22 protein-coding genes and 2 pseudogenes are annotated in these 20,668 nt (G+C 70.2%); 9 read left to right on the top strand and 15 right to left on the bottom strand.

Annotation, left to right across the window (positions count from 1 at the left end; translation table 11 throughout):
- Both NOD94_RS19355 and NOD94_RS19360 read right to left on the bottom strand, forming a co-directional pair.
- Complete coding sequence (locus tag NOD94_RS19355) at window positions 1-1,272, bottom strand: MFS transporter (protein ID WP_281207238.1); 1,272 nt, start codon at window positions 1,270-1,272, stop codon at window positions 1-3.
- Complete coding sequence (locus NOD94_RS19360; RefSeq protein WP_281207239.1) at window positions 1,253-1,783, bottom strand: disulfide bond formation protein DsbA; 531 nt, start codon at window positions 1,781-1,783, stop codon at window positions 1,253-1,255. The genes NOD94_RS19355 and NOD94_RS19360 overlap by 20 nt, the downstream gene beginning before the upstream one ends.
- 39 nt (window positions 1,784-1,822) lie before the next feature.
- Between NOD94_RS19360 and NOD94_RS19365 the strand changes: the two genes are divergently transcribed.
- A complete protein-coding gene (locus tag NOD94_RS19365) occupies window positions 1,823-2,323 on the top strand; it encodes a MarR family transcriptional regulator (protein WP_281207240.1) in 501 nt (166 codons plus the stop codon).
- Window positions 2,324-2,398: 75 nt separating this feature from the next.
- Here NOD94_RS19365 and NOD94_RS19370 read toward each other — a convergent pair.
- The 9 genes and pseudogenes from NOD94_RS19370 to NOD94_RS19410 all read right to left on the bottom strand — a co-directional run.
- Window positions 2,399-2,820, bottom strand: a pseudogene (locus NOD94_RS19370) (transposase); the annotation flags it as partial.
- An 84-nt stretch (window positions 2,821-2,904) separates the two neighbouring features.
- Window positions 2,905-3,438, bottom strand: a complete 534-nt coding sequence (locus NOD94_RS19375; protein WP_281207264.1) for a GNAT family N-acetyltransferase — start codon at window positions 3,436-3,438, stop codon at window positions 2,905-2,907.
- Between the two features lie 1,009 nt (window positions 3,439-4,447).
- Window positions 4,448-4,888: a hypothetical protein gene (locus NOD94_RS19380; protein WP_281207241.1), complete on the bottom strand. Its 441-nt coding sequence runs from the start codon at window positions 4,886-4,888 to the stop codon at window positions 4,448-4,450.
- A 253-nt stretch (window positions 4,889-5,141) separates the two neighbouring features.
- Complete coding sequence (locus NOD94_RS19385) at window positions 5,142-5,831, bottom strand: isochorismatase family cysteine hydrolase (protein ID WP_281207242.1); 690 nt, start codon at window positions 5,829-5,831, stop codon at window positions 5,142-5,144.
- 189 nt (window positions 5,832-6,020) lie between these two features.
- Complete coding sequence (locus tag NOD94_RS19390) at window positions 6,021-6,623, bottom strand: barstar family protein (RefSeq protein ID WP_281207243.1); 603 nt, start codon at window positions 6,621-6,623, stop codon at window positions 6,021-6,023.
- Between the two features lie 264 nt (window positions 6,624-6,887).
- Entirely contained in the window at window positions 6,888-7,124 is a 237-nt protein-coding gene (rpsR, locus tag NOD94_RS19395) for a 30S ribosomal protein S18 (protein WP_281207244.1), read from the bottom strand.
- A 47-nt stretch (window positions 7,125-7,171) separates the two neighbouring features.
- Window positions 7,172-8,323, bottom strand: coding sequence for a GTP-binding protein (locus tag NOD94_RS19400; protein WP_281207245.1), 1,152 nt, complete (start codon window positions 8,321-8,323; stop codon window positions 7,172-7,174).
- Window positions 8,323-8,568, bottom strand: a complete 246-nt coding sequence (locus NOD94_RS19405; RefSeq protein ID WP_281207246.1) for a type B 50S ribosomal protein L31 — start codon at window positions 8,566-8,568, stop codon at window positions 8,323-8,325. The genes NOD94_RS19400 and NOD94_RS19405 overlap by 1 nt, the downstream gene beginning before the upstream one ends.
- A 47-nt stretch (window positions 8,569-8,615) precedes the next feature.
- Window positions 8,616-8,712, bottom strand: a pseudogene (locus tag NOD94_RS19410) (50S ribosomal protein L33); the annotation flags it as partial.
- Between the two features lie 67 nt (window positions 8,713-8,779).
- On the opposite strand from NOD94_RS19410, the gene rpmB reads away from it, so the two are divergent.
- Genes rpmB through rpmF form a run of 3 tightly spaced genes read left to right on the top strand, consistent with a single transcriptional unit; the run spans window position 8,780 to window position 9,530 of the window.
- Window positions 8,780-9,016 carry a 50S ribosomal protein L28 gene (gene rpmB / locus NOD94_RS19415; RefSeq protein WP_281207247.1) on the top strand — a complete coding sequence of 79 codons (237 nt, stop codon included), beginning with the start codon at window positions 8,780-8,782 and terminating at the stop codon, window positions 9,014-9,016.
- Window positions 9,016-9,321: a 30S ribosomal protein S14 gene (rpsN, locus tag NOD94_RS19420; protein WP_281207248.1), complete on the top strand. Its 306-nt coding sequence runs from the start codon at window positions 9,016-9,018 to the stop codon at window positions 9,319-9,321. The genes rpmB and rpsN overlap by 1 nt, the downstream gene beginning before the upstream one ends.
- Window positions 9,322-9,359: 38 nt before the next feature.
- The gene (gene rpmF, locus NOD94_RS19425; protein WP_281207249.1) at window positions 9,360-9,530 is read left to right on the top strand and encodes a 50S ribosomal protein L32; all 171 of its coding nucleotides are present in this window, start codon (window positions 9,360-9,362) and stop codon (window positions 9,528-9,530) included.
- Window positions 9,531-10,107: 577 nt separating this feature from the next.
- Here the strand turns inward: rpmF and NOD94_RS19430 are convergent.
- Together NOD94_RS19430 and NOD94_RS19435 are read right to left on the bottom strand one after the other, a co-directional pair.
- Window positions 10,108-11,007 carry a hypothetical protein gene (locus tag NOD94_RS19430; protein WP_281207250.1) on the bottom strand — a complete coding sequence of 300 codons (900 nt, stop codon included), beginning with the start codon at window positions 11,005-11,007 and terminating at the stop codon, window positions 10,108-10,110.
- Window positions 11,004-12,017: an SPFH domain-containing protein gene (locus NOD94_RS19435; RefSeq protein WP_281207251.1), complete on the bottom strand. Its 1,014-nt coding sequence runs from the start codon at window positions 12,015-12,017 to the stop codon at window positions 11,004-11,006. Before NOD94_RS19435 ends, NOD94_RS19430 begins: the two co-directional genes overlap by 4 nt.
- 568 nt (window positions 12,018-12,585) lie before the next feature.
- Here NOD94_RS19435 and NOD94_RS19440 point away from each other — a divergent pair.
- A complete protein-coding gene (locus NOD94_RS19440) occupies window positions 12,586-13,047 on the top strand; it encodes a hypothetical protein (protein ID WP_281207252.1) in 462 nt (153 codons plus the stop codon).
- Window positions 13,048-13,271: 224 nt separating this feature from the next.
- Here NOD94_RS19440 and NOD94_RS19445 read toward each other — a convergent pair whose 3' ends face one another.
- Both NOD94_RS19445 and NOD94_RS19450 read right to left on the bottom strand, forming a co-directional pair.
- Window positions 13,272-14,399 (bottom strand): hypothetical protein, encoded by a 1,128-nt coding sequence (locus tag NOD94_RS19445; RefSeq protein ID WP_281207253.1) that lies wholly within the window; start codon window positions 14,397-14,399, stop codon window positions 13,272-13,274.
- Window positions 14,400-15,195: 796 nt separating this feature from the next.
- On the bottom strand, window positions 15,196-16,083 hold the full coding sequence (locus NOD94_RS19450; protein WP_281207254.1) for an AraC family transcriptional regulator: 888 nt from the start codon (window positions 16,081-16,083) through the stop codon (window positions 15,196-15,198).
- Window positions 16,084-16,472: 389 nt separating this feature from the next.
- Between NOD94_RS19450 and NOD94_RS19455 the strand changes: the two genes are divergently transcribed.
- From NOD94_RS19455 to NOD94_RS19470, 4 genes are all read left to right on the top strand, one after another.
- Entirely contained in the window at window positions 16,473-17,588 is a 1,116-nt protein-coding gene (locus tag NOD94_RS19455; protein WP_281207255.1) for a serine hydrolase domain-containing protein, read from the top strand.
- Window positions 17,589-17,702: 114 nt separating this feature from the next.
- A complete protein-coding gene (locus NOD94_RS19460) occupies window positions 17,703-18,749 on the top strand; it encodes a hypothetical protein (RefSeq protein ID WP_281207256.1) in 1,047 nt (348 codons plus the stop codon).
- Between the two features lie 529 nt (window positions 18,750-19,278).
- Window positions 19,279-19,890: a hypothetical protein gene (locus tag NOD94_RS19465; RefSeq protein ID WP_281207257.1), complete on the top strand. Its 612-nt coding sequence runs from the start codon at window positions 19,279-19,281 to the stop codon at window positions 19,888-19,890.
- A gap of 108 nt (window positions 19,891-19,998) precedes the next feature.
- A complete protein-coding gene (locus NOD94_RS19470) occupies window positions 19,999-20,667 on the top strand; it encodes a toxin-antitoxin system, toxin component (protein ID WP_281207258.1) in 669 nt (222 codons plus the stop codon).
- Window position 20,668 lies beyond the last annotated feature (1 nt).

The following is a 20,668-nucleotide window of genomic DNA, read 5'->3' on the forward strand; positions in this document are numbered from 1 at the left end:
CTATTGAGGTCGCCGGGTCATGGCCTTCCGAGGATGTGTGGCGGTGGCCTTCCGGGTGCCGCTGACCACATGGGGCGGCAGCACGCGCTCGGCGCGGAGCAGGATCGCCGCGCCGACCAGGACCAGTAGCGCGAGGACCGTCCACAGGTGCCATTGCCCGGCGTCGAGCAGGAAGCCCAGCAGCACGGGAGCGATGGTGCGGCAGAGCGACCAGGACAGTTGGTAGGTCGACAGGTACCGTCCCCGCAGGTGATCGGGTGCGGCCCGGATCGACAGGCTCTGCGACGGTGCGGAGTGGACGAGTTCACCGACGGTGTAGAGGACTGCGATCGCCAGGACGGCGACGATGGCGCCCGTACCGCCGGCCAGCCGTGGAAGGGCCGCGAAGGCGGCGAACGAGAGCGCGAAGATGACCGCGCCGAATGCGGCCGCGCGGGTGCGTCTGCCGCGCAGGCTCAGGCGGGCGACCGGGACACCGAGCGCGGCGACCAGCGTGGTGTTGAGTGCGAATACGGCTCCGGCCAGGGCGTCTGGTAGGCCGACGTCGCGGGTGAGGAAGATGGGCAGGGCGATGGCTTGGGCGGTGTACCCGAACGCGATCAGGAAGTTGGCCGCCGTGATGAGCAGGTAGGGCCGGTCGGCGAGCACCTGCCGGTATCCGTCCCGAGTCCCTTCCTGTCCCCCGGCCCCGCCGTGGACGGGCGGGATCCGCGCCACCAGTACAGCGGCGACGGCGAAGACCGCGGCGAGGACCATGGCCGCGCCGACGTAGCCGGCGCTGCCGTTCCACGCCAGCATGCCCGCCGCCGCCAGACTGCCGAATCCCATGCCGGCGTTCCGCAGGCTGCGGTCCCACGCCAACAGGCGTTCCCGTTCGGCTCCTTCGGCGATCTCACCGATGAGGGCGTGCAGGCTGGGCGAGGAGGCCCACATTCCCACGGCGACCACCAGGGCGACCATGAGGAACGCCGGGTAGGAGTCGGCGAACGGGTAGGCGGTGAAGCCGGCCGCCCGCAGCGCGAGCACGCCGATGAGTACCCGTCGACCGCTGAACCGGTCGATGAGGATGCCCGCGACCGGCATGAAGGCCAGGGCGCAGAGCCCGGCGATGGTCAGGCCCGCGCCGATGGACGTCAGCGACAGGCCGGTGAGCGAGTAGATGAACAGCATCGTCAGGGGCACGTATATGCCGTCGCCGATCGAGCTGACCAGGCTTGCGGCGATCAGCCGGCGGCGGGTGCGAACGTCGGGTTCAGCGGACGTCGAGTGCACCGCGCCCCCGCTTCAGTTCGGCGAATGCACCCGTCCCGGCCAGTGTCCGAGTGGCCTGGAACAGCCGGATCGCCTCGTCCCCCTTGGGTATGGAGGCGAGCACGGGACCGAAGAAGCCGACGCCGTGCGCGGCCTTGGCCAGGGACGCGGGCAGCCCCAGCTCGTCGAGGGACTCGGTGATGACCACGTCGTGGTCGTTGTTGCGCTCCAGGTGCAAGCGGCGGCCGAGGGCGGTGTACAGATCACGCAGGACGGTGTTGCCGTGAAGGGCTTCGGCGGCCGCGCACACCCGGGCCGGGCCCCGGGCCCGGTCGTTGAACTCCCGGTACCAGGGCTCAAGTTCGCGATGCTCGTTGAGCACGGACAGACTCATGACCCGGAAGCGCAGGTCGATCGGCTGGAGTCGTTCGACTTCGAGCAGCCACCGGGAGGTGACCCAGGCGAAGGGGCAGGTGGCGTCGAAGTGGAGGACGACCGGCGTGACGGCACGAGGAACAGAATCATCTTCCATGGAAGATAAAATATCATCCGTGGAAGATATGGTGAAGGCATGCAGACCGACGCCGTCACCGCCATCGCCGAACAGTGGAAACACGAGCGCCCCGATCTGGACGCGTCACCGATGCTCGTCATCGGCAGGCTCTTCCGTCTCACGGACGTACTGGACCAACGCCTGCGCCCGCCCTTCCGGGCCGCGGGCCTGGGCAGCGGCGACTTCGACGTGCTGGCGGCGCTCCGACGCTCAGGGGAGCCCTACTCGCTCTCCGCGGGTGAACTCAGCCGCACCGTCCTGGTCACGACCGGCGCGATCAGCAAGCGGGTCGACCGACTGGAGGCCCGCGGCCTGGTCGGCAGATCCGTCGCCGAGAGCGATTCGCGCGGGCGCCTCATCACCCTCACCGACGAGGGCGTGGAGCTGACCGACGAGCTCATCGCCGTCCACCTGGACAACCAGCGCCTGCTCCTCTCCGGTCTCAGCGCGAACGAGCAGACCCGACTCGCCGGCCTACTCGAACGACTCACCCACACACTGACCGCAAGTGACGGCTGAGGCTTGTCCCGCAAATGATCTTTGAGTCGCCCGGGCAGGGTCGATCGCGGCGGAGGTCCGCTCGCCCATCCGGTATCCGGCGAGGCCGAGGTTGTACATGCGGGCGATGCCGAGCATGGCCCGGTGGACTCCGTCGCCCTTGAGGCGGCAGTCGCGGAGGATCTTCCATGTCTTCACGAGGGCGAAGACGTGCTCCACGCGGGCGCGGACCTGCTTGTGGGACTTGTCGTGCGCCTGCTTCCACTCAGGCAGGTCTTCGCCTGTCCGGCGGCGGTGGGGCATGACGAGTCCGGTGCCCGGGTAGCCGCCGGCGGCGATCGTCGCGGTCTTGCCGACGGCGGCTTCGGCGCCGGACTCCTCCCATGCCTTGCGGTCGTTGCGGTTCCCCGCGAGCGGTCGGCCGACCACGACGATCAGGTGGGGGTCGGTGTCGATGACGACCTGGTGGCTGGTGGCTGGTGGCTGGTGGAGTACCGGTAGTTCTTGGACCGCCGGGCTCAGCCCGCTGAACGGCTCCCTGCCCGAACGCGAGGGTACTCGTCTTGGCCGTGGATGCGGACGGCAGGCTCCAGGCCGCGAGTTCACGGTCCGCAGCGCAGATCGAGCAGCATCACGTCACGGAGGTCCGCGCCCTCGCCCCATGGCCGCGCTTCGCCGATCTTGCGGTATCCCCACGCCCGGTAAGCGGCCGAGGCCGCCTTGCTCGCCTGGTTGACGTTCAACAGCACCCGCTCGGCTCCGATGCCGTCGAGCAGCGTCTTGTGCAGACGCCGCGCGACACCCTGTCCGCGCCACGGTCCGCGCACGGCGAGTTCCATGAGTCCGAAGGTGCGGCGCCCGTCCTCGCGCCGCATGTCGTCGGGCACGGGCTCGGTCAGTTCGTCCCACCACACCGTGTCGGGCCGGAGCGGGTGGCCGTACGCCATGCCGATCGGCTCGCCCTGCGAATCACGGGCCAAGACAGCGCGAAAGGTGCGGTTGCGAGCCTGTACGGGGAAGCGACGGAAGGCGGCAGCGACGTCTTCCTCGGTCTCGTTGTACGGAGGCTCCGCGAACGCTTCGGCGTAGATCAGCCTGAACGCGTCCTCGGCCTGCACCGCGGCCGATCCATCCATGCGCCCTATCGCGACGATCCCTTGCTGCGTCACGTGGTCCCCCCTCGAACGGCACTCACATGTGCTCGCCGCGCACTCGCGGCCGCTGAAAACTCCCGGATCTTACCGACCAAGGGCATTGAGCTGGTGCTGGATCAGTATGGGCAGACGGTTGAGGAAGGTACAGACGTCGTTCACTCGGCTGATCGTGGGCAAGAAGCAGCCGGCGCGGGGACGGCCTCGCTCAGCTCGACACACCAGGCGTCGTACGGCAAGGCGTAACGGCACTGGATGGCGAAGTGGATGCGGTGCGGTGCGGTGGCGGCTGAGTACGCCGCTACTGTTTGCCTCTCGTCATCCGGGGTGGTCCCGGTCTGCTTGAGGGGTGGGAAAGTGGAGAAGACCTGGTTCGAAGAGGTGTTCCACAGGAGACCGCATCCGGTGCTCCGCCTACTGGGCAACCTGACTCTCTGTGCGGTCCAGTGCGTCTTCGTCATCGCCGTGATCACACAGTTTCAGAGCGCATGGCGATGGCTTGCCCTCCCGATGGGGCTCTGGGCGATGGTGTGCGATGGCCGGGGCGTTGCCCTGGCGGTGCGAGACCTTCGGCGGCGCGGCGGCGCCCCGGTGTCCGAGTAGGACGAGCCGGCGCCGGGCCGACCGCCGCGGCGGCTCCGGCCCCCGGTGCTGGAAACGCAGTCGCCCCCGCACTACGGACCGCTGTCGACGTCCCGGTGGGCTTTCAACAGCACCGGATGCTCCACGTCCCGGGGCAGACGCGTGGCGTGCAGGTGGGCCGGGAGGCACTCCTCTTCCCGCGGCTACCCCGCGGGAAGAGGAGTCGTCTTCCGGAATGCCCGCACACGGTGCCCGGCCTGTCCCAAGGGGCCGGTCGACGGTTCTCACGTCTCCGGTCGCACCTGAGGTACCCGCTGAGGGCAAGCGTCACGGTAGCGGTTCGGCCGGGCTTCGCAGCGTCGGGCGGTCCGGTGGGCGGCGTCTCGACCGAGTGTGTGCGGGTGGTCCCCGGTCAGCGGCGGCCGGCTGCCAGGGTGACGAGGAACTGGCCGCCGCCCGGCTCGATGGCGGCGGTCACCGGCATGCCCGGTACCAGTCGGGAGAACCGGTCCACCAGCCAATCCGCCGCCTCCTGGGCATCCCTCCTGGTCGGGCAACGGCCCACCATCTCACGACCCCCCTTTCGCTCCAGCCTGTCGGCAACGGCGATCAGCGGCGCGGGTTCGACCACGTACAGGCGCTCCGGCCAGGCGATGACCGCCTTGACCGCGCCCTTGCGGGTATTGCACCCGCGGTGCGCGAGCCGCTCGGCGACCTTGGCCTTCCGGTCGGTGGTCCGGCTGTCGACACTGGGCCCCCGCGGGTCGTTCACCGACTCGTCGGGATCGACCGGTTCGTCGCACACCCAGCACCGCCAGCCGTCGCGCTCGGCCACATCATCAAGGAGACTCATCCGAGCAACCTAGCCTGCCCCGGCCGCCATCCACGCACCAGGGCACCGGGTCGCCCCAGGATCGGCCGGCCGGACGGAATCGGCCCGGCACGCCGTGGGACGTGGTCCGTCCGATGGGCAGAGCGGAGATGTCACCGGTTCTACGCACCGGTGACCGTGACCCGCCAAGCCCTCCACACGACCCACCGGGCCGCACTCCCCGACGAAAGAGGCTCGACGGTGCGCTGACGCGACGTGGTGCGGGGCGGTCTTCTCACCGTCGGGCGGTCCCGGATCCATCGATCAGTTCGAGGACTTCCGAGGTGGCCCGTACGTCACCGAAGGACCGGTAGACCGTGCGGAGCGTGCTGTTGTGGTCCTGGTCGCGGCCCGTGGCGTTGGCGTCAGCCACCATGATGACCCGGTAGCCGAGTGTCCAGGCGTCGCGGGCCGATGACTCGCAGCACACATTCGTGACGGTGCCGGTGATCAGAACCGTGTCGATGCCTCGTGCCTGGAGCAGCTCGGGCAGCGGGCAGCGGCCGGGGAAGAAGGCGCTGGGCGCCGATTTCTCCGCCAGGATGTCGTCCGCACCGACGGCGAGTTCGTGCCACAGCCGGTCTCGCAGGGGGCCCGTGCCGCCTGCGTTGCGGAACATCTCGGCTGCCTCGGGTCCATGGAACTCGTCGCCGACCGGAGTACGGTCACCGCGGGCGGGAAGTACCCAAGCCACCGTTCCTCCGGCAGACCGGAGCCGCCCGGCGAGGCCCAGGACGTTCGGGACGATGCCGCGGGCGTAGGGGTTGGCGTTGACGAAGAACGGCACCATGTCGATGACCACCAGAGCGGTACGGGTGGGATCGATGTTCGCGTATGCGTATCGGCGGCCCCGGCGTTCCTCCTGGCTCCGGTAGTCCCGCTCATCGATGTGCCAGGCGTGGTGGAGGGGCTCGTTCTCCGGCATGGCTCTTGCTCCTGTCAGTCGTGGTCGGGCCGGTCCGGTCTCCCCGAAGGGTGGTGCGTGTCCTGGGTGGCCCCTGCCCCGCGTTGCGGTCGGGTGGCGTCCGGTGCCGCCGCCCACCCCGGCGTTGAACCACGTGAGGATCACCCGCGCGGCCGGCGCGCGCATGGCAGCCCGCGTCGCCGCATCCGCTCAGGGCGTCCGGGGGCCGTATCCAGCGGGTGGCCGGACGGGGTCGCCGCCCCACGTGTCCTCAGCGGTCAGCGTGAGGACCAGCCGTCCGTCCACCACTGCTGCGGCCACGTCCTCGTCGTCGACGGCGGCCTCGGCGAAATCAGCGGGGGCGACCCGGTCGAGCAGGAAAACGAAGTGGAGGGCGAAGGGTGAGCCGTACGAGTCCGGCTCACCGTCGGCGTCGACCATGAAGTTGGCCCGCCAGGCGCCCGTGCACAGGGTCCACACGAGGTCGCCGAGGAACTCCGCTTCCAGCAGTGGATCCGCGCCGTCGATCAGTACCGCCACGTCCTGCTTGCCGTGACCGGGCCCGTGCCAGTCGCCGAGGCAGTCCACCATGGCGTCCCAGTTGTGTCCGAAGTAGCCGGGGAAACCCAGTTCACGGGCGAAGGCTCGGTACAGACAGCCCGTCTCGTGCAACTCCTCGCCGTCCAGACGCAGAACGATCCCACCCCGGGCCCGCAGCTCGGCCTCGGCCTCGGTCACCCAGGGGTCGGCCGAGGACGTGAAGGTGACCCAGGGCGATCGGCGTTCGGTGAGGGTGGGAAGGAAACTGCTCATGCGGCATGCTCGCACCCCGCCCGTCCTGGACGCATCGGGAATTGCGCCCGCGGACCGGAGCACTTACGGCAGGACGTCGACTTGGCGCATGTCCCGGACGCTCCGGTCCGCTCCGTCGCATCCCCTGTCGAGCCACACCCGGTCCGCACCCGCGTCGGCCGGATCGCCACCGACCTCCCCCAGCGGCACGGGGGACCCTGGAGCCTGGTGCCGCACTCGCCACGGGGCTGCGCGTGGCATACGCCCCGGCGAGCCCGGGTGGGGTCAGCGACTCGCGTACGGCAGGAGTGCCATCTCCCGGGCGTTCTTGATCGCGGTGGCGAGGGTGCGCTGCTGCTGGGCGGTCACACGGGTGACCCGGCGGCTGCGGATCTTGCCGCGGTCGGAGACGAACTTGCGGAGCAGGTCGGTGTCCTTGTAGTCGATGTACGTGATCCTGGCTGCGTCCAGCGGGTTGGGGCGGGACTTGACGGGCTTGCGGGGCTCGGGGCGTCGGGCCATGGCGGCTTCTCCTCGCGGGTGTGTCGTTGGTTCGTACGGGACGGTGGTCAGGCGGCGTCGAGCAGGGAGTCGAAGGCGGGCGGCAGGTGTTTCCACGCCTCCGGCCCCGACGCGTACTCCGCGTCGGTCAGCAGGCAGGAGTCGAGGAGGTGTTCCAGCCCGTCGCGGTCCAGGCCGGGCGAGGTGAACACGAGGTGCTGGCAGCAGTCGCCGTGGTCGGGGTCCCAGTCGAGCGCGGCTGCCGCCCGGCGCACGGGCGGCACCATCTCCCAGGCCGCGTCCGGCAGCGACGCGAGCCAGGGCCCGGCGCTCTCCACGCACAGCGCCCCGCCGGCGGCGTCCCAGGCGAGCAGCGTGTCCGGGCGGTCGGCCAGCCAGAATCGGCCGCGGCTGCGGGCGGCGGCGCAGCACAGGTCCTCGAGAGCCTGGTGGAGCCGTTCGGGGTGGAACGGGCGCCGGCGGTGCCAGACGAAGGTGGTGACGCCGGCCTCGTCCGCGTCCTGGGGCAGGAGTGCGCAGGCCGGGTGCTGGGCGGCAGCGGCGGCCTCGACGTCGAAGCCGGCGAGAGCGGCCTGGACGAGTTCGGCGGAGGCCGCCGGCACCCGCCTTGCGGTGGGATGGAGTTGGGCGAGCAGGGCTCGGTCCTCGTCGTCCGCCGCCTCGCTGTCGACGACGGCGAGAACGGGCGCGTACTCCAGTTGGCGGGCCCAGGTGTCGCCGACGGTCCGCTGGTCGGTGGGGGCGGCGGCGAGTCCGGCTTCGGCCAGGTCGTCGCCGTTGGCGAGGTACGGCAGGACGAGCGCGGGGTCCACAGCGGTGATCACGCTCGTCACGACCAGGCCGTCTCCACCGTGTCCGGCGATGACCTCCGCCATGGCCGCCGGCTCGACCGAATCCCACAGCTCGACGACGGCGAGCCTGGTCAGGCCGCTGCCCGCCAGACGTTCCAGTTCGGGGACGAGGTCCTCGCGCAGTGCGCAGCAGGCGCAGTCGTTCACGAGCGGTGTCTCGTCGCCGGAGATGGGCCCTGAAGCGTCGCGGACGAGACGGAGCACGGTGCCGGTCGGGGCCGATGTCAGGTCGTGGTGCAGGGAAACGCTCCCCGCGACGGCCCGCAGGAGGTGATCGACGACCTCCTTGCGGGCAGCGGAGTGGAGTCCGGCGACGATCGCCACGGGGAGTCTGCGGTCGGGCTCCATCAGCGTGCTCCGTAGCGGCGCTCGAAGCGTTCGACGCGGCCGGCCGTGTCGAGGACGCGTGCGGTGCCGGTGTAGAAGGGGTGGCTCGCGGAGGAGATCTCGACGTCGACGAGCGGGTAGGTGTTTCCGTCCTCCCAGGCGATGGTCCTCTCGCTGGTCATCGTGGAGCGGGTGAGGAACGCGGTGCCCGAGGCGGAGTCGCGGAAGACGACGGGCCCGTAGGCGGGGTGGATGCCGGACTTCACGGCAGGAACCTTTCGACGGTGTGGGCGGGGATCGGGGTGCGGAGCGTGGGGTCGTTCCGCCTGTTCTTGCGGGGTACGTGGGTGAACCCGGTGCCGGTGGTGGAGCCGAGCTTTGACGACGGGACGGATCCGGGTGGGTGCCACGTGCCCTACTATATGGCAACGGTTTTCATTTCCAACAACCGTTTGCCCCAGAGAGGACCCACCACCCATGTCGGCCCACTGCCAACTGACCGGCGCCAAGCCGGGATTCGGCAACTCCATCTCCCACTCCCACCGGCGCACCTCGCGCCGCTTCGACCCGAACATCCAGCGCAAGCGCTACTGGCTCCCCGGCGAGGGCCGCCACGTCCGCCTGACCCTGAGCTCCAGGGCGATCAAGACCGTGGACACCATCGGGATCGAGGCCGCCGTGGCCCGCATCCGCGCGCGGGGAGGCAAGGTCTGATGGCGAAGAAGAGCAAGATCGCGCGCAACGAGAAGCGCAAGGCGGTCGTCGAGCGGTACGCCGTCCGGCGAGCCGAGCTGAAGGAGATCATCCGGCGGCCCGCGGCGACCCCGGCGGAGCGCGAGGCCGCCCGGGCGGAGCTCCGCCGACAGCCGCGCGACGCCGCCGCCACCCGCGTGCGCAACCGCGACAGCGTGGACGGGCGCCCCCGGGGGTACTTGCGAGCGTTCGGCCTCTCCCGGGTGCGCATGCGACAGCAGGCGCACGCCGGGTTCCTACCGGGAGTGACCAAGTCCTCCTGGTAGCCCCACCCCCCTCACCCCACATCACCAAGGAGTTCACGATGGCCGTTCCCAAGCGGAAGATGTCCCGCAGCAACACCCGTCACCGCCGCGCCCAGTGGAAGGCGACCACGCCCCAGCTCGTCGCGGTCACGATCGACGGCTCGGTCCACCGGGTCCCGCAGCACCTCGTGAAGGCGTACGAACGCGGCTTCATCCTCCCCGAGGGCTGAGCCCGACGACGAGCGCAGCGTCAGCGATCTCCTCATGGAACAGGGCGAGTTAGCCGACGTCATCGTGCTCAACAAGTTCCACAAGCTCCACACGCTCGACCTGGTCGGGCCGGACGAGGCCGCCCGTTCGCGGGCGGCCCTCCGCCGACGACGCGTGCGAGCACGAGCACCACGTGGCGGCTCGAATACCGCTCCGTCCCGCCGTTACGGCAGCGGAGGTGCGGGCCGAGGTCAACCGGCGGTGGAGTCGAGATGCCGGGTGTCACCGAGGCTGACGACTTGGCGGTTGTGGAAGAAGTCGTCCTGGCACAGCGTGGTGATGCTGCCGGAGGGCGCGCGGAAACCGCGTCGCCTCCGGATGGGTGACGACGTGGAGAGTGCGCATGAGTACATGCCTTCCGGTTGGTGGGTCCTGCCTGGTTGCGGACCACGACCATGGCGGGGACCGCTCAGCGCCATCAAGCGGATTCTTCGACCCGCCAAAGTCCGGTTCTCCCCCGGCCCGTTCGGAAGGCTCCACGTGTGGTTCGGCGAGCGCGCCGGGGCCTGCCGCTCGCCGCTCCCACCTTCGGGGCGCTCACGTCACCAGGTGCAGCGACGTTCCCGCGATGCCCAGCCGTACGCTCTGGCCCCAGGTCAGCTCCAGGGCGTCACCTTCCATCCCGTCGCCGAAGACCACCATCCGGTCGGACTCGACCGTCAGCCGCAGGCCCTGCCCCCGCCCCAGCTCACCGGCCACGTTCGTCGTTCCGGTCGTGGGAGAGGGCCAGGCCTCGCGCACGAACCACAGGAGCCGCCGGTCGCAGGGGGCGGGCAGCCCCGTGGGGCTGCCGCGTTCCAGCCACAGGGAACGCAGCCAGCCGGTGGCGCCGGTGCCCGTGCCCACCAGCACCCCGGAGGACGCCTGGGCCTCACCCGGGCCCTTCTCACCGTCGGAGCCCAGCCGGTAGCGGGCCGTCTGGTGTCCGGGCGGGCCCAGGTAGATCTCGTTCAGCGCGACAAGTCGCTGGGTGTCGTCGGCGACGGCCTCGACCATGGTCAGCTCCTCCGCCCGGCCCCCGGCGGCGGTCGCCGCGCGCAGCAGGGCGGCCGTGTCGGCGCAGCGGTGACGGACCAGGACCCCCGGGTTGCGCCCCGGGTCGGTGTCGATGCCCACCACCGGCTGTCCGCGCAGGTACTTCGCGGTATTGGCGACCAGGCCGTCCTGTCCGACCACGACCACCACGTCCTCCGGAGCGAACAGGAAGCGGTCCAGGTCCGCCCGCTCCACTCGGGAGCTGCGCCAGGTCAGCGGCACCGCCGCCGCCACCTCCCGCAGCGCCTGCCGCGTACGGTCGTGGCGGCGCACCACCTCGTCGATCGACCTGCCCCGGCTGGAGAGGAAGAACGCGGCCTGCCCGTGCGTCCCGTGCCGGGCGAGCAGTTCCTCGTACTCGGTCCTGCGGTGCACGACCACGGCCCGCGGGGCCAGACTCACGCGCCCGAGCCGCCTTCCGGACGTCCGAGCCTGGTGAGGAGCCCGGTGAGGACGTCGGGAGACAGCGTGACGCTCTCGATCCGCGGCAGGTTCTCCGCCAGCCGGGTCACCGCCAGGGCGTGCAGCGTGCCCGGGCCGGCTTCGTCGTGCACGCGCAGCCAGGCTGCCTGGGCCTCGGCGCGCGCCGCGCCCGTCTCACGCGCCGCCTCGGCGTCCGCGCGGGCCAGGCGGACCTTGCGGGCCGCCTCCGTCTCGGTCCGTACGCCGTCCGCCGCCGCCTTCTCCTCGGCCTCGCGGCGGGCGTTGGTGCCGCGCTGGTCGATCAACTCCTCCTCGCGCCGTGCCAGTTCGATCTGGCTGGCCAGCTCGTTCTCGGCGATGGCACGCTCACGCTCGACGGCGACGGCCCGCCGTTCATAGGTGGCCCGGTCCGCCTCCTGCTGGATCTGCTCACGGGCCGGGGTGCGCAGGGCGCGCTCCACCTCGGCCTCGGGCCGGATCGCCACGACCCGAACGGCCACCACCTCGATGCCGGTGGCCGGGAGCCTGGGCTCGGCGGCGAGACCGGTGGCGACCCGCTCCCGCACGGAGGCGACGCCGTCCACCAGGGCGACGGCCAGCGGCGTCCGCGCCAATACGTCGAGCGTGTGCTGCTGCGCGGTCTCGGTGAGGAGCGTGGCGATCTGCTCCAAGGGCGCGCCGCGCCAGCTCCCGGTGTCCGGGTCGACGGAGAAGTCGATCCGGTCGGCGGCCTCGGCCGGGTCGCTGATCCGGTAGGTGACGGTGGCCTGCACGGCGACGTCCTGGAAGTCGGACGTACGGGCGTGGAACGCCATGGCCAGCTCCCGGTCGTCCACCGGCACTTCGGAGAGCGCGGCCGACAGCGACCGGTACCAGAAACTGAGCCCCCGCCCGTCGTGGACGAGTCGGCCGCGCTTGTGGTGCCGGATGTGCGTGGTGGGCGCGGAGCGCAGATGGCGCCAACCGAAGCGCCGAGTGATGTCGGCCATGGCGAACCCCCTTCATTTCGTCAAGGCGACGATAACGAGATGGACTCATATCGTCAAGAGGACGAAAAGGGTTTCCGGGACGCTTCCCGGCGGTCGGGCCGGTCGCCCTCGGGCGGACCGACCGACGTTCCTGGCATCGTCCCGTTTCCCGAAGGGTGCGACCGGCTCCAAGTCCTTCGGTGCCCACGGGAACACAGCGACCACGTGCCGGAGACTCCGCCGTACCCGACCGAGCCGTGCGAGAACTACGTCCCGTTCCCTTGCGCAGTGCATCCGGAGCCGGCGACGGTGACGGAGTACCCGTGGTGGAGCACGGAAGCCGACGCCGCGTCCCGGCGCGCCTGGACCCCGGTCGAGGAGAGGCACACACGAGTGCCACGTCCGCACCGGGCGCCCATTCACACACCGCTACGACTGCCCGTAGTGCGCGGGCTCCGCTACGCCGCACGGATCGGCCCGAGGACCGACGAGATCGCCATGTGTGCCACGGTCCCACGCCAACGGTGCCGCGCCCGTGCCCCTACTGTGTGCAAGGGCTCAGCCTTGTCCCAGCAGAACGGATGCACACATGCCCACACGTCACCATCACGCCGTCGTCCTCGCAACCCTGTGTGCGCTGCTTGTCAGTGGGTGCGGTTCCTTAACCAGCGAACCGGCCGACGGCGCCGGTATCCCGGCCGGACTCCCCCACCCCGCCCCCCATGGCGCTTTCGATCCGGAAGACGCATCACGCGCCACGGAATTGCGACAGTGGGCGGCCTCCAACGCTGACAGCGGACCGAAGAACGCCGCCGCTCACATCAAGGCCGTACAAATCGTGGAGGCGGGCGACACCCAGCAGGTCTTCCTCCACACCGACCTCCCCCACGCCGAAGACGGCAAGCCCCCCACCGTGACAGGCGATCTGCTCGCCGTCTACGAACACTGGCCCTCACGCCCCACCACGGCAGTCAGGGTCGGCGCCTTCGACGCCGACGGCCATCGCGTGGGCACCGCCGGAATCCCGGCCCCCACACCAGCGGCCGGCTGAACCTACGGCATCGACGGCACCGACGGCACCGACATGCCGCAACCCGTACCAACGCAGGCCAGCATGTCCACGTATCTCCGCCGGCCTGCTCGAAGGCTTCGATCGGCACGCGCGGACGGGCCTGACGGAGGCGACGTCCTGTTGGCCGGTCCGGTCGGACGTCACGGGAGGGCCCTGGATCTCCCACCGGTACGGGGCCGGTGACGGGCGGCCTGGGCGGGGGTTCAGCGTCGCCGGCAGCGACCACGTAGCTCGGCGATGACGGCCTCCTCCTGCGTGCTGAGATCCCCGTCGACCGTGGCGACCCGTTCGGCCGCGTGGAGAACGTCGCTGAGATCGCCCGGCTCGGCGTCGACCCGGTGCCACACGTCGTCCGGATCGATGGTGATGACGTTGGCGAGTTGTTCGTCATGCAGCTGATGCCGTTCCAGGGCAAGCCGCGTGAGCTGCTGGAACAGCAGGCGCTCGGCGTCGGTGACCTTGCCGTCCGCGTTGATGACGAGCCACGCGACCCACAGCATCAACCGCGGATGCCGCGTGCGTCGGATCAAGGTGTCAGCGAGTTCGATCACCTCCGCTTCGCCACGGAACACGGATTTCGCGTGACGGCCCGCGGCCACGGTCGTGTAGCGGTTCACGAAGATGGTGAGGGGGATCCCGACGCCGGGGATGCCGAATTTGATGATGTTGCGTTGCAGGAGGTGCTTCCCCACGAACGGAAGGCTTTTCGCGGCGGCGAGCACCGGACCGGAGTAGTACTTCTTGAGGATTTGCCGGACCAGGCCGGGTACGAACCTCGTACCGCTGCGGGCGACCTCCCCGGCCTTGATGCCGAATGCCACCCGGACGAGTTTCATCATGTCTTCGGGATCGTCCACGTCCAGCGGAATCCGGTAGATCACCGCGATGTCATGGGCAAGGCGCATTTGCAGCTGGGTGATGTACGTCAGGTCGACCATGAACGTGACGAGACCGGCCGGAACGGCGGCGGGGCTGGCGCCGCCCAACGACCCGACGGTGGCGGCGACCGTCCCGGTGTAGAGGCTGGAGGTGATCCCGCCTTGAATCATGGCGTTCTTCGCCGCCAACTTGATCTGCTGCCCGACGATCCCGTCCGCGGGCACGCCCTTGTACTTCCGCTGGAAGTACTCCCAGTTGGCCTTCTTCGTGTACGAACGCAGCGCCTGAGCACAGAGTTTGGTGAACCAGCCGCCCGACTTGATGTCGTCCGCGCTCAACCCCTTGACGAAATCCTGGAGTTTGGCCCGTTCCTGTTCGACCGCTTCGCGGTCGGCTTCGTCCTCGCCGGCGTTGACAGCGTTGACGGCGTCGTCGGGCAGCACTTCGGTCACGGCGGGGTCCCCTCCCAGATGGTTCAGCGATGTGCAAGATTGCCAGATATGAGCAACTGACGGGCGGACTACAAGGCAGCTGACCTCCGGCCTGCGGCAACCACTCGGGCGGGTTCGGCCACGGGCCCGCTCCTGGGTGACGTGAAGGTGTTCACGGAGCGGTCTCACCGACGACCTGGCGCGCATGGGCACCCGCGGCTGCGGCCTCGGCTGCGGCTGCGGCTCTTCGGGACCGCGCCCGAAACGTGCGGCCGGGGCGCCCGTGCCGAGGACACGACCGACATTGCGACGCCTCTTCCGCGACCGCTCCTTCGCCGGGCCGACCGCGAGCCCCGGGCCGCGTTGTACGCGCTGTGCGTCAGCTTCTTCATGATCCGCCTGGACGCCACCGTCGTGAACGTGGCCGTCCCCGAATCCGGACGTCCCTCGGGGCGTCCCTCAACGACGTCGTGTGGGTCAACAGCTCCTATACCCCGTGCTACGCCGTTCCGCTCATCCTCGCGGGACGGCTCGGCGACCGCTACGGCCCCAAGCGCGTCCTCCTCACCGGCGTGGCCGGGTTCACCGCGGCGTCGCCTGCGTGCGCGCCGGCCCCGGCGCCCGGCCGGGGCCGTGCCCTTCGGACAGGTTCGGGCCCTCGCGGCCCTCGCGCGGCCGCCCCGCTGCTCGTTCGCGTACGGCTGCCGGAGCACTTCATAGCCCGTCCCGCCCGGATCGAAGGCCCGGACGCCTCCGAGAGCGGCCACTCCTGCGTTTGGCCCCACGCCCGGCCTCCGTGGTGGTCACCCCCTGAATTTCAGCCGCTGCTCCGCTCGACCGGAATCCACAGCTGGGAGTCGGTCTCCGCGCCGATCTCCACCAGCCGCGTCCGCAGGAGCTCCGGACCTGGCCGGCTCGCGTACGGGTTGGAGGGGAACCACTGCGTGAACACGTCTCGCCACAGCTCCTGGACGGCGCTCGGATAGGGCCCGTGGTTGTCGAAGACCGCCCAGGTCCCGGCCGGCACGTCAAGGTCGTCGAGGTCGTCGAGGTCGTCGAGGTCCTCGGCTGCCGCCCCGGGACCGGTCACCACGCCGATCCAGTAGTCCACCTCGGCGCCCTCCTCCCGACTGTCGGTCAGGTGCACCACCGCCGAAAGGATCCCCTCCGGCTCCTGGTGGACCAGCTCCTTCATCCGTACGATCACCTGCTCGTCCAGGCTCTCCAAGTGCGCGGCCGCGGCCGCGTTGACCCCCTCGTGCACGAGGGGGATCCGGGCCTTCCTGCCGACGACCCGAAACGATTCCTTCTCCACGATCCGGTACCGCATGCTCGTGGCCCCTTCGACGACCACACGGAAGGACATGCGCGGCTGCGCCGTGAGCACGGCGCCCGTGCGCCGGGCCTCGCCCGGCCCGATGCCGTGCACCGACTTGAACGCCCGGGCGAACGCCTCGCCCGAGCCGTACCCGTACCGCACCGCGACATCGAGCAGCGTCAGCTCCCCGGCCAGCACCTCGGCCCCGGCCAAGGTCATCCGCCGGCGCCGCACGTAGACCGGGAGCGGCATCCCGGCGAGCGCGGAGAACAGCCGTCGGAAGTGGTACTCCGACACCGCGGCGATCCGGGCGACCTCGGCCATGTCGACCTCCTGGTCGAGACGGGTCTCCAGGTGGTCCAACGCCTGATTCAGCCGCTCCAGCACGTGTATCCGTTCCTCTTCCTGTTTCCTCGTGTCCGCGCCGCGGGAACACCCGCCCATCTGCGAACCGGCCTCAGCCGTGGCAGCCGTGGCGGCCCGCGTCCGAGCCTAGGGCGTGTCGCCGCGCACGGAGCGGTGACGGCCGTCGGCGCCGCGGTGTCGTGCGCCGGCGGGACTGTGGTGCCGCACATGCTCGACGGGGGCCCGGGGCTGTTCGCTGCGAGAGCCAGCGGCCGGGCGGGCCGTCGGCCTGCCAGGGGGATACAGGCGCGGTCGCCGCGCGGACGTCGGGTCGGCTTCACGGGGTGGAGGGATCCGATCGCGGCCGCCCGACAAAACCGGCGTGGGAATTGTCGGGCCGGGAGACCCGGCGCCGACCGAGGCTTGTGCCCATGACTGATATCGAGGGAGTGTGCGAGCCGCGGTTCGCCGCGGTCCGTGAGGCGTTCGCGGCATTGTTGGAGAAGGACGACGTGGGTGCCTCCGCGGCCGTCTACGTCGACGGCGAGCCGGTGGTCGACCTCTGGGGTGGGTACACCGGTGCGGACCGTACCGTCGGCTGGGGCCGCGACACCCTCACCGGCGTGAACTCGACGACCAAGAACATGATCGCCCTGTGTGCGTTGATCCTGGCCGACCGGGGCCGGCTCGACCTGTCCGCGCCGGTCGCCACCTACTGGCCCGAGTTCGCCGTGGCCGGCAAGGAGCGCGTGCTGGTGCGGCACGTCCTGTCGCACACCGCGGGACTGCCGGACCTGGCCGGGCTGACCACGGTCGAGGAGCTCTACGACCGTGAGGGCGTGACGGCGCGGCTGGCCGCGCAGGCTCCCGAATGGGAACCGGGAACGGCCGCCGGTTACCACGCGCTCACCTTCGGGTTCCTGGTCGATGAGATCGTCCGCCGCGTCACCGGCCGCGGCCTCGCCGAGTTCTTCGCGCAAGAGGTGGCAGGGCCGCTGGGCGCCGACTTCCACATCGGGCTCTCCGCGGAGCACGACCACCGCGTCGCACCGCTCATCCCACCGCCGTCACTGACCGACGACTACGCCTCCAGCGCCCCGCCCGGACCTGACGGTGAACGCCGGGAGCACACCGGTGCCGCGATCCGGGTCGGGGACGTCAACTCCGTGGCCTGGCGTCGCGCGCAGATCCCTGCCGTGAACGGCTACGGCAACGCCCGGTCGGTCGCCGCCGTCCAGTCGGTACTGGCGAACCGGGGCTCGGTCGGCGGCGTACGGCTGCTGTCCCCCGAGGGCTGTGAGCCCGCGTGGCAGGAGGTGTTCCGCGGCGACGACCGCGTCCTGCGGACGCCGATGTCCTGGACGGTGGGGTTCGGCAAGTTCGGCAACACCTTCGGATGGGGCGGCTGGGGCGGCTCGCTGGTCGCGAGCGATCCCGACTCGCGCATGACGGTGGCCTACGTCATGAACCAGATGATCGACCGGGAACGGCAGGAGGACAACCGCGGCATGGAGATCATCATGGCCGCCTATGACGGACTGCACTGACGACAAGGGAACCTGTTCGTGCGGTTCGTGCCCGCCCGGGCCGCGCTCGCGGCATCCGGGGGTCGCGCCGGCCGGACAGCGGAGTTGTCAGCGGATGCCGGCAGCATCACCGCCATGAACGCCATGTTCACCACCCCGCCGCGGCCGTTCGACGTCACCGCGCTCTTCCCTCAACTGGCCCCGCTGGCGCGCACGGCGACACGGTTGCACCCGCGGCCCGGGGCACCGACCGTACACGACAGCTCCGTCGGCGGGCCGCTCCTGTGGCCCGCCGACGAGCCGTGGCCGTACTGCGAAGAACCGCACGACAGGCGTGCGGCGCTCAGGATCAACTCCCCGGACGACATCCGGCTCGAGCGCCGTGTCCTCGCCGCATCGGCCGACCGCCTTCACCTCGACCCCGAGGCACCCGTGTGGACCCCGGAGGAGCAGGCGACCTTGGATCTGATCAGGGCGGGCCGCCCGTGGTTCGACGGCCCGATCCCTCTCCTGCCCGTCGCCCAGTTGTACGCCCGCGACGTCCCCTTCCCCTGCCCGCCCGACGCGGACCTGCTCCAAGTCCTCTGGTGCCCCTTCGACCACGAGATGGCGCACCCGAAGGCCGCCCTCTTCTGGCGGTCCTCCGCCACCGTCACCGACGTCCTCGACGCACCGCCCGAGCCGCCGATCGTCCAGGACGGCTGGTACCTCCCGGAGCCCTGCCCGTTCTCACCGGAGCAGGTCACCGATTACCCCCACCCCCTGGAGCTGGACAAGGAACTCCGGGGCCGGCTGGAGGACATGAGCCGCTGGGCGGCGATCGATCCCGCGCAGTACAACGCGTACGCCCACGATCCGGGCGAGCTCTACCTGAACAACCTCTCCACCGCCCCCGGCTGGAAAACCGGCGGCTGGACCCGCTGGAGCCCTGGCGACCCCGTCGACCGCGCCTGCCCGGAATGCGGCACCGAGGCGGTCCCGCTCCTCACCATCGCCTCATCGGAATGGGACGGCGGCAGCGCGACCTGGATCGCCGAGGAGGACCGGCCGACCCCGGGCCCGCCGCCCCTGGGCGCCCGGGACGGCAACTTCACCTTGATCGACATCACCGGCGGCAACAACCTGAAGCTCCACGTCTGCCTGTCTTCCCCTTACCACCCCCACTTCGAACTGCTCCGGTGAGCTCGTGCGGAAGTCCTCCGCGCCGACGCCTACGCCTACGCCTACGCCTACGCCACGATCGACACCGCGATCGGCTCTCCGGTCGCCGCCTTGGTCGACCACCGGAGATCCAAACGATGGGCCCTGAGTCGTTCCCTTCTTGGACCACGAACTGAGGGGCACTGGCCGCAGCCTCGCCCGCTTCGGTCGGAGCGACGTCGGCTCCCCCATGGCCGCGCACGCCGTCCGATCCCGTGGCACGCGACACGACTCCTTCCCCGTTCGCCACCGTCGCCGGTCCCTCAGTGTCCGAGGCGGGCTCACCGAACTGCCCAACGAGCTTCCTCCGAGTGCCGGATGCGCATCGGAGGGCAGGCGCGGCAGGCGGGGCAGGCGCGGTAGGTATGACGGGTGTGGCAGGCACACGATCGAGCCAAGCGAAACGATCGTTTCATTGCGTATCCGACCGTTTCCGTGATCTAGTTGACGTGCGCGGGTCTCGGGGTTCCACCGGACCGCAAGTCCCCCTTCCATCCCGTCCGGAGGGTCCATGAACGACGGGTACGAACAGCTCGCCGAGACCGTGAGAGAAGTAGAAGGGCTCCGGCTGCGGTCGGGCCTCGACAGGGCATCCGCCTTCAACCTGTCGACCCTCTCCTTCCACACCTCGCTGGCGGAGGCCGACATCCGGCGGCTGCTCGACGGTGAGCCCGTCGAAGCGCCGGCGAGCGGCCCGGCGGAGCTGGCCCGCCGCATCGCGTTCCTCAAGGAAACCCGGCTGACCGTGGACGGGGACACCGGCAGCCGACGTCAGTACACGACTGCCGAGATCGCCGCCGGCAGTGGGATGACGCCGCAGTGGCACGGCAAACTCCTGAACCGGAGCACGCCGAACATCTGGCACGGGGCGGGTCTGGCCAAGTTCTTCGACGTCCCCATGGAGTACTTCACCCACACTCCGCCCGAGGCCCTGAAGCGCGTACTGGAGAGCAAGGTCATCCCTGACCTCACGGCGCTGCTCAAGAACCCTTCCGAAGCGGTGAAGAATCGTTACGCCTTGCAAATCCAACTCCGTCTCGGCGACACGGAACTGCCGCCGAACCTGGAGACGGCGCTGATGGCCTTCGTGGACGCGATCACCCAGGAAAGCTCCCGACCCTGAGGTCGGGCGGGAGCCCGGGCGACCGACCCGAGCTCCAGTCACAGGAAGCGGAAGGCCGGGCCGCGGCTTCACCGCCCATCGGAAGGAACGCAGAGTGAGGGCATTCGGATGAGCGAGCGGCAGAGGGTCGACCTCCGCAAGGGTGTGTTCGCGGCTCTCGGGAGGACGATTCGCCCCGAAAGCCTGCTCGTTGCGCCGAGGAACCACCTGACGCGACGGTCGACCGAGCGCAAGATCGCGAAGTTCTGCGACGAGGTCCTCGCGGGCCTCGAACGGCCGATCCCCTCGGATCCGGACAGTTTGTTCGAGGTGTTGAGGGCCGACGTCGAGCAGCGGTTCAACGCGGGCCACGACGGACTGCCGTACCGTCCGGTCCTCCTGCGCTTCCGTGAATTCCCCGAGGAGACGGCCAGCGGCCTCACCGCCAGGTTCGACGACCGAGTCGTGATCATCATCGAGAGTAAGACCACCACGTTGCACCAGTTCGTAATTTTCGCACACGAAATCTGGCACACCCTGAGGGGTGAATGCCTGTCACACGGAACGCACAGCGACGTGGCCACGGCGGCCGCCCGGTCGCTCGGTGGTGACCTGGCGAGCGACGACCTCGTCGCCCTGGCCGCAAGGAGCCACGTCAACACCGAGGAGGAGGACGACGCGGAGAAGTTCGGGCTCCAGCTGGGATCGCGACTGCGGGAGTACCTCCAAGGTGGCGGTGGCCCGCCGGTCACCGGTCTGGCGGGTCGGATCCAGTCGAGCCTGGGCAGAGGCTACTGAG

Source organism: Streptomyces sp. Isolate_45, assembly GCF_024721315.2.
GTDB lineage: Bacteria > Actinomycetota > Actinomycetes > Streptomycetales > Streptomycetaceae > Streptomyces.

Bases quoted from the DNA above. Each gene is read 5' to 3' on its own strand.
- NOD94_RS19440 (WP_281207252.1), top strand. From the start codon at position 12,586: ATGCCCACACGTCACCATCACGCCGTCGTCCTCGCAACCCTGTGTGCG.
- rpsR (WP_281207244.1), bottom strand. From the start codon at position 7,124: ATGGCCCGACGCCCCGAGCCCCGCAAGCCCGTCAAGTCCCGCCCCAAC.
- NOD94_RS19375 (WP_281207264.1), bottom strand. From the start codon at position 3,438: ATGGATGGATCGGCCGCGGTGCAGGCCGAGGACGCGTTCAGGCTGATC.
- rpmB (WP_281207247.1), top strand. From the start codon at position 8,780: ATGTCGGCCCACTGCCAACTGACCGGCGCCAAGCCGGGATTCGGCAAC.
- NOD94_RS19360 (WP_281207239.1), bottom strand. From the start codon at position 1,783: ATGGAAGATGATTCTGTTCCTCGTGCCGTCACGCCGGTCGTCCTCCAC.
- NOD94_RS19400 (WP_281207245.1), bottom strand. From the start codon at position 8,323: ATGGAGCCCGACCGCAGACTCCCCGTGGCGATCGTCGCCGGACTCCAC.
- NOD94_RS19455 (WP_281207255.1), top strand. From the start codon at position 16,473: ATGACTGATATCGAGGGAGTGTGCGAGCCGCGGTTCGCCGCGGTCCGT.
- NOD94_RS19460 (WP_281207256.1), top strand. From the start codon at position 17,703: ATGAACGCCATGTTCACCACCCCGCCGCGGCCGTTCGACGTCACCGCG.
- NOD94_RS19380 (WP_281207241.1), bottom strand. From the start codon at position 4,888: ATGAGTCTCCTTGATGATGTGGCCGAGCGCGACGGCTGGCGGTGCTGG.
- rpsN (WP_281207248.1), top strand. From the start codon at position 9,016: ATGGCGAAGAAGAGCAAGATCGCGCGCAACGAGAAGCGCAAGGCGGTC.
- NOD94_RS19470 (WP_281207258.1), top strand. From the start codon at position 19,999: ATGAGCGAGCGGCAGAGGGTCGACCTCCGCAAGGGTGTGTTCGCGGCT.
- rpmF (WP_281207249.1), top strand. From the start codon at position 9,360: ATGGCCGTTCCCAAGCGGAAGATGTCCCGCAGCAACACCCGTCACCGC.
- NOD94_RS19435 (WP_281207251.1), bottom strand. From the start codon at position 12,017: ATGGCCGACATCACTCGGCGCTTCGGTTGGCGCCATCTGCGCTCCGCG.
- NOD94_RS19385 (WP_281207242.1), bottom strand. From the start codon at position 5,831: ATGCCGGAGAACGAGCCCCTCCACCACGCCTGGCACATCGATGAGCGG.
- NOD94_RS19465 (WP_281207257.1), top strand. From the start codon at position 19,279: ATGAACGACGGGTACGAACAGCTCGCCGAGACCGTGAGAGAAGTAGAA.
- NOD94_RS19390 (WP_281207243.1), bottom strand. From the start codon at position 6,623: ATGAGCAGTTTCCTTCCCACCCTCACCGAACGCCGATCGCCCTGGGTC.
- NOD94_RS19365 (WP_281207240.1), top strand. From the start codon at position 1,823: ATGCAGACCGACGCCGTCACCGCCATCGCCGAACAGTGGAAACACGAG.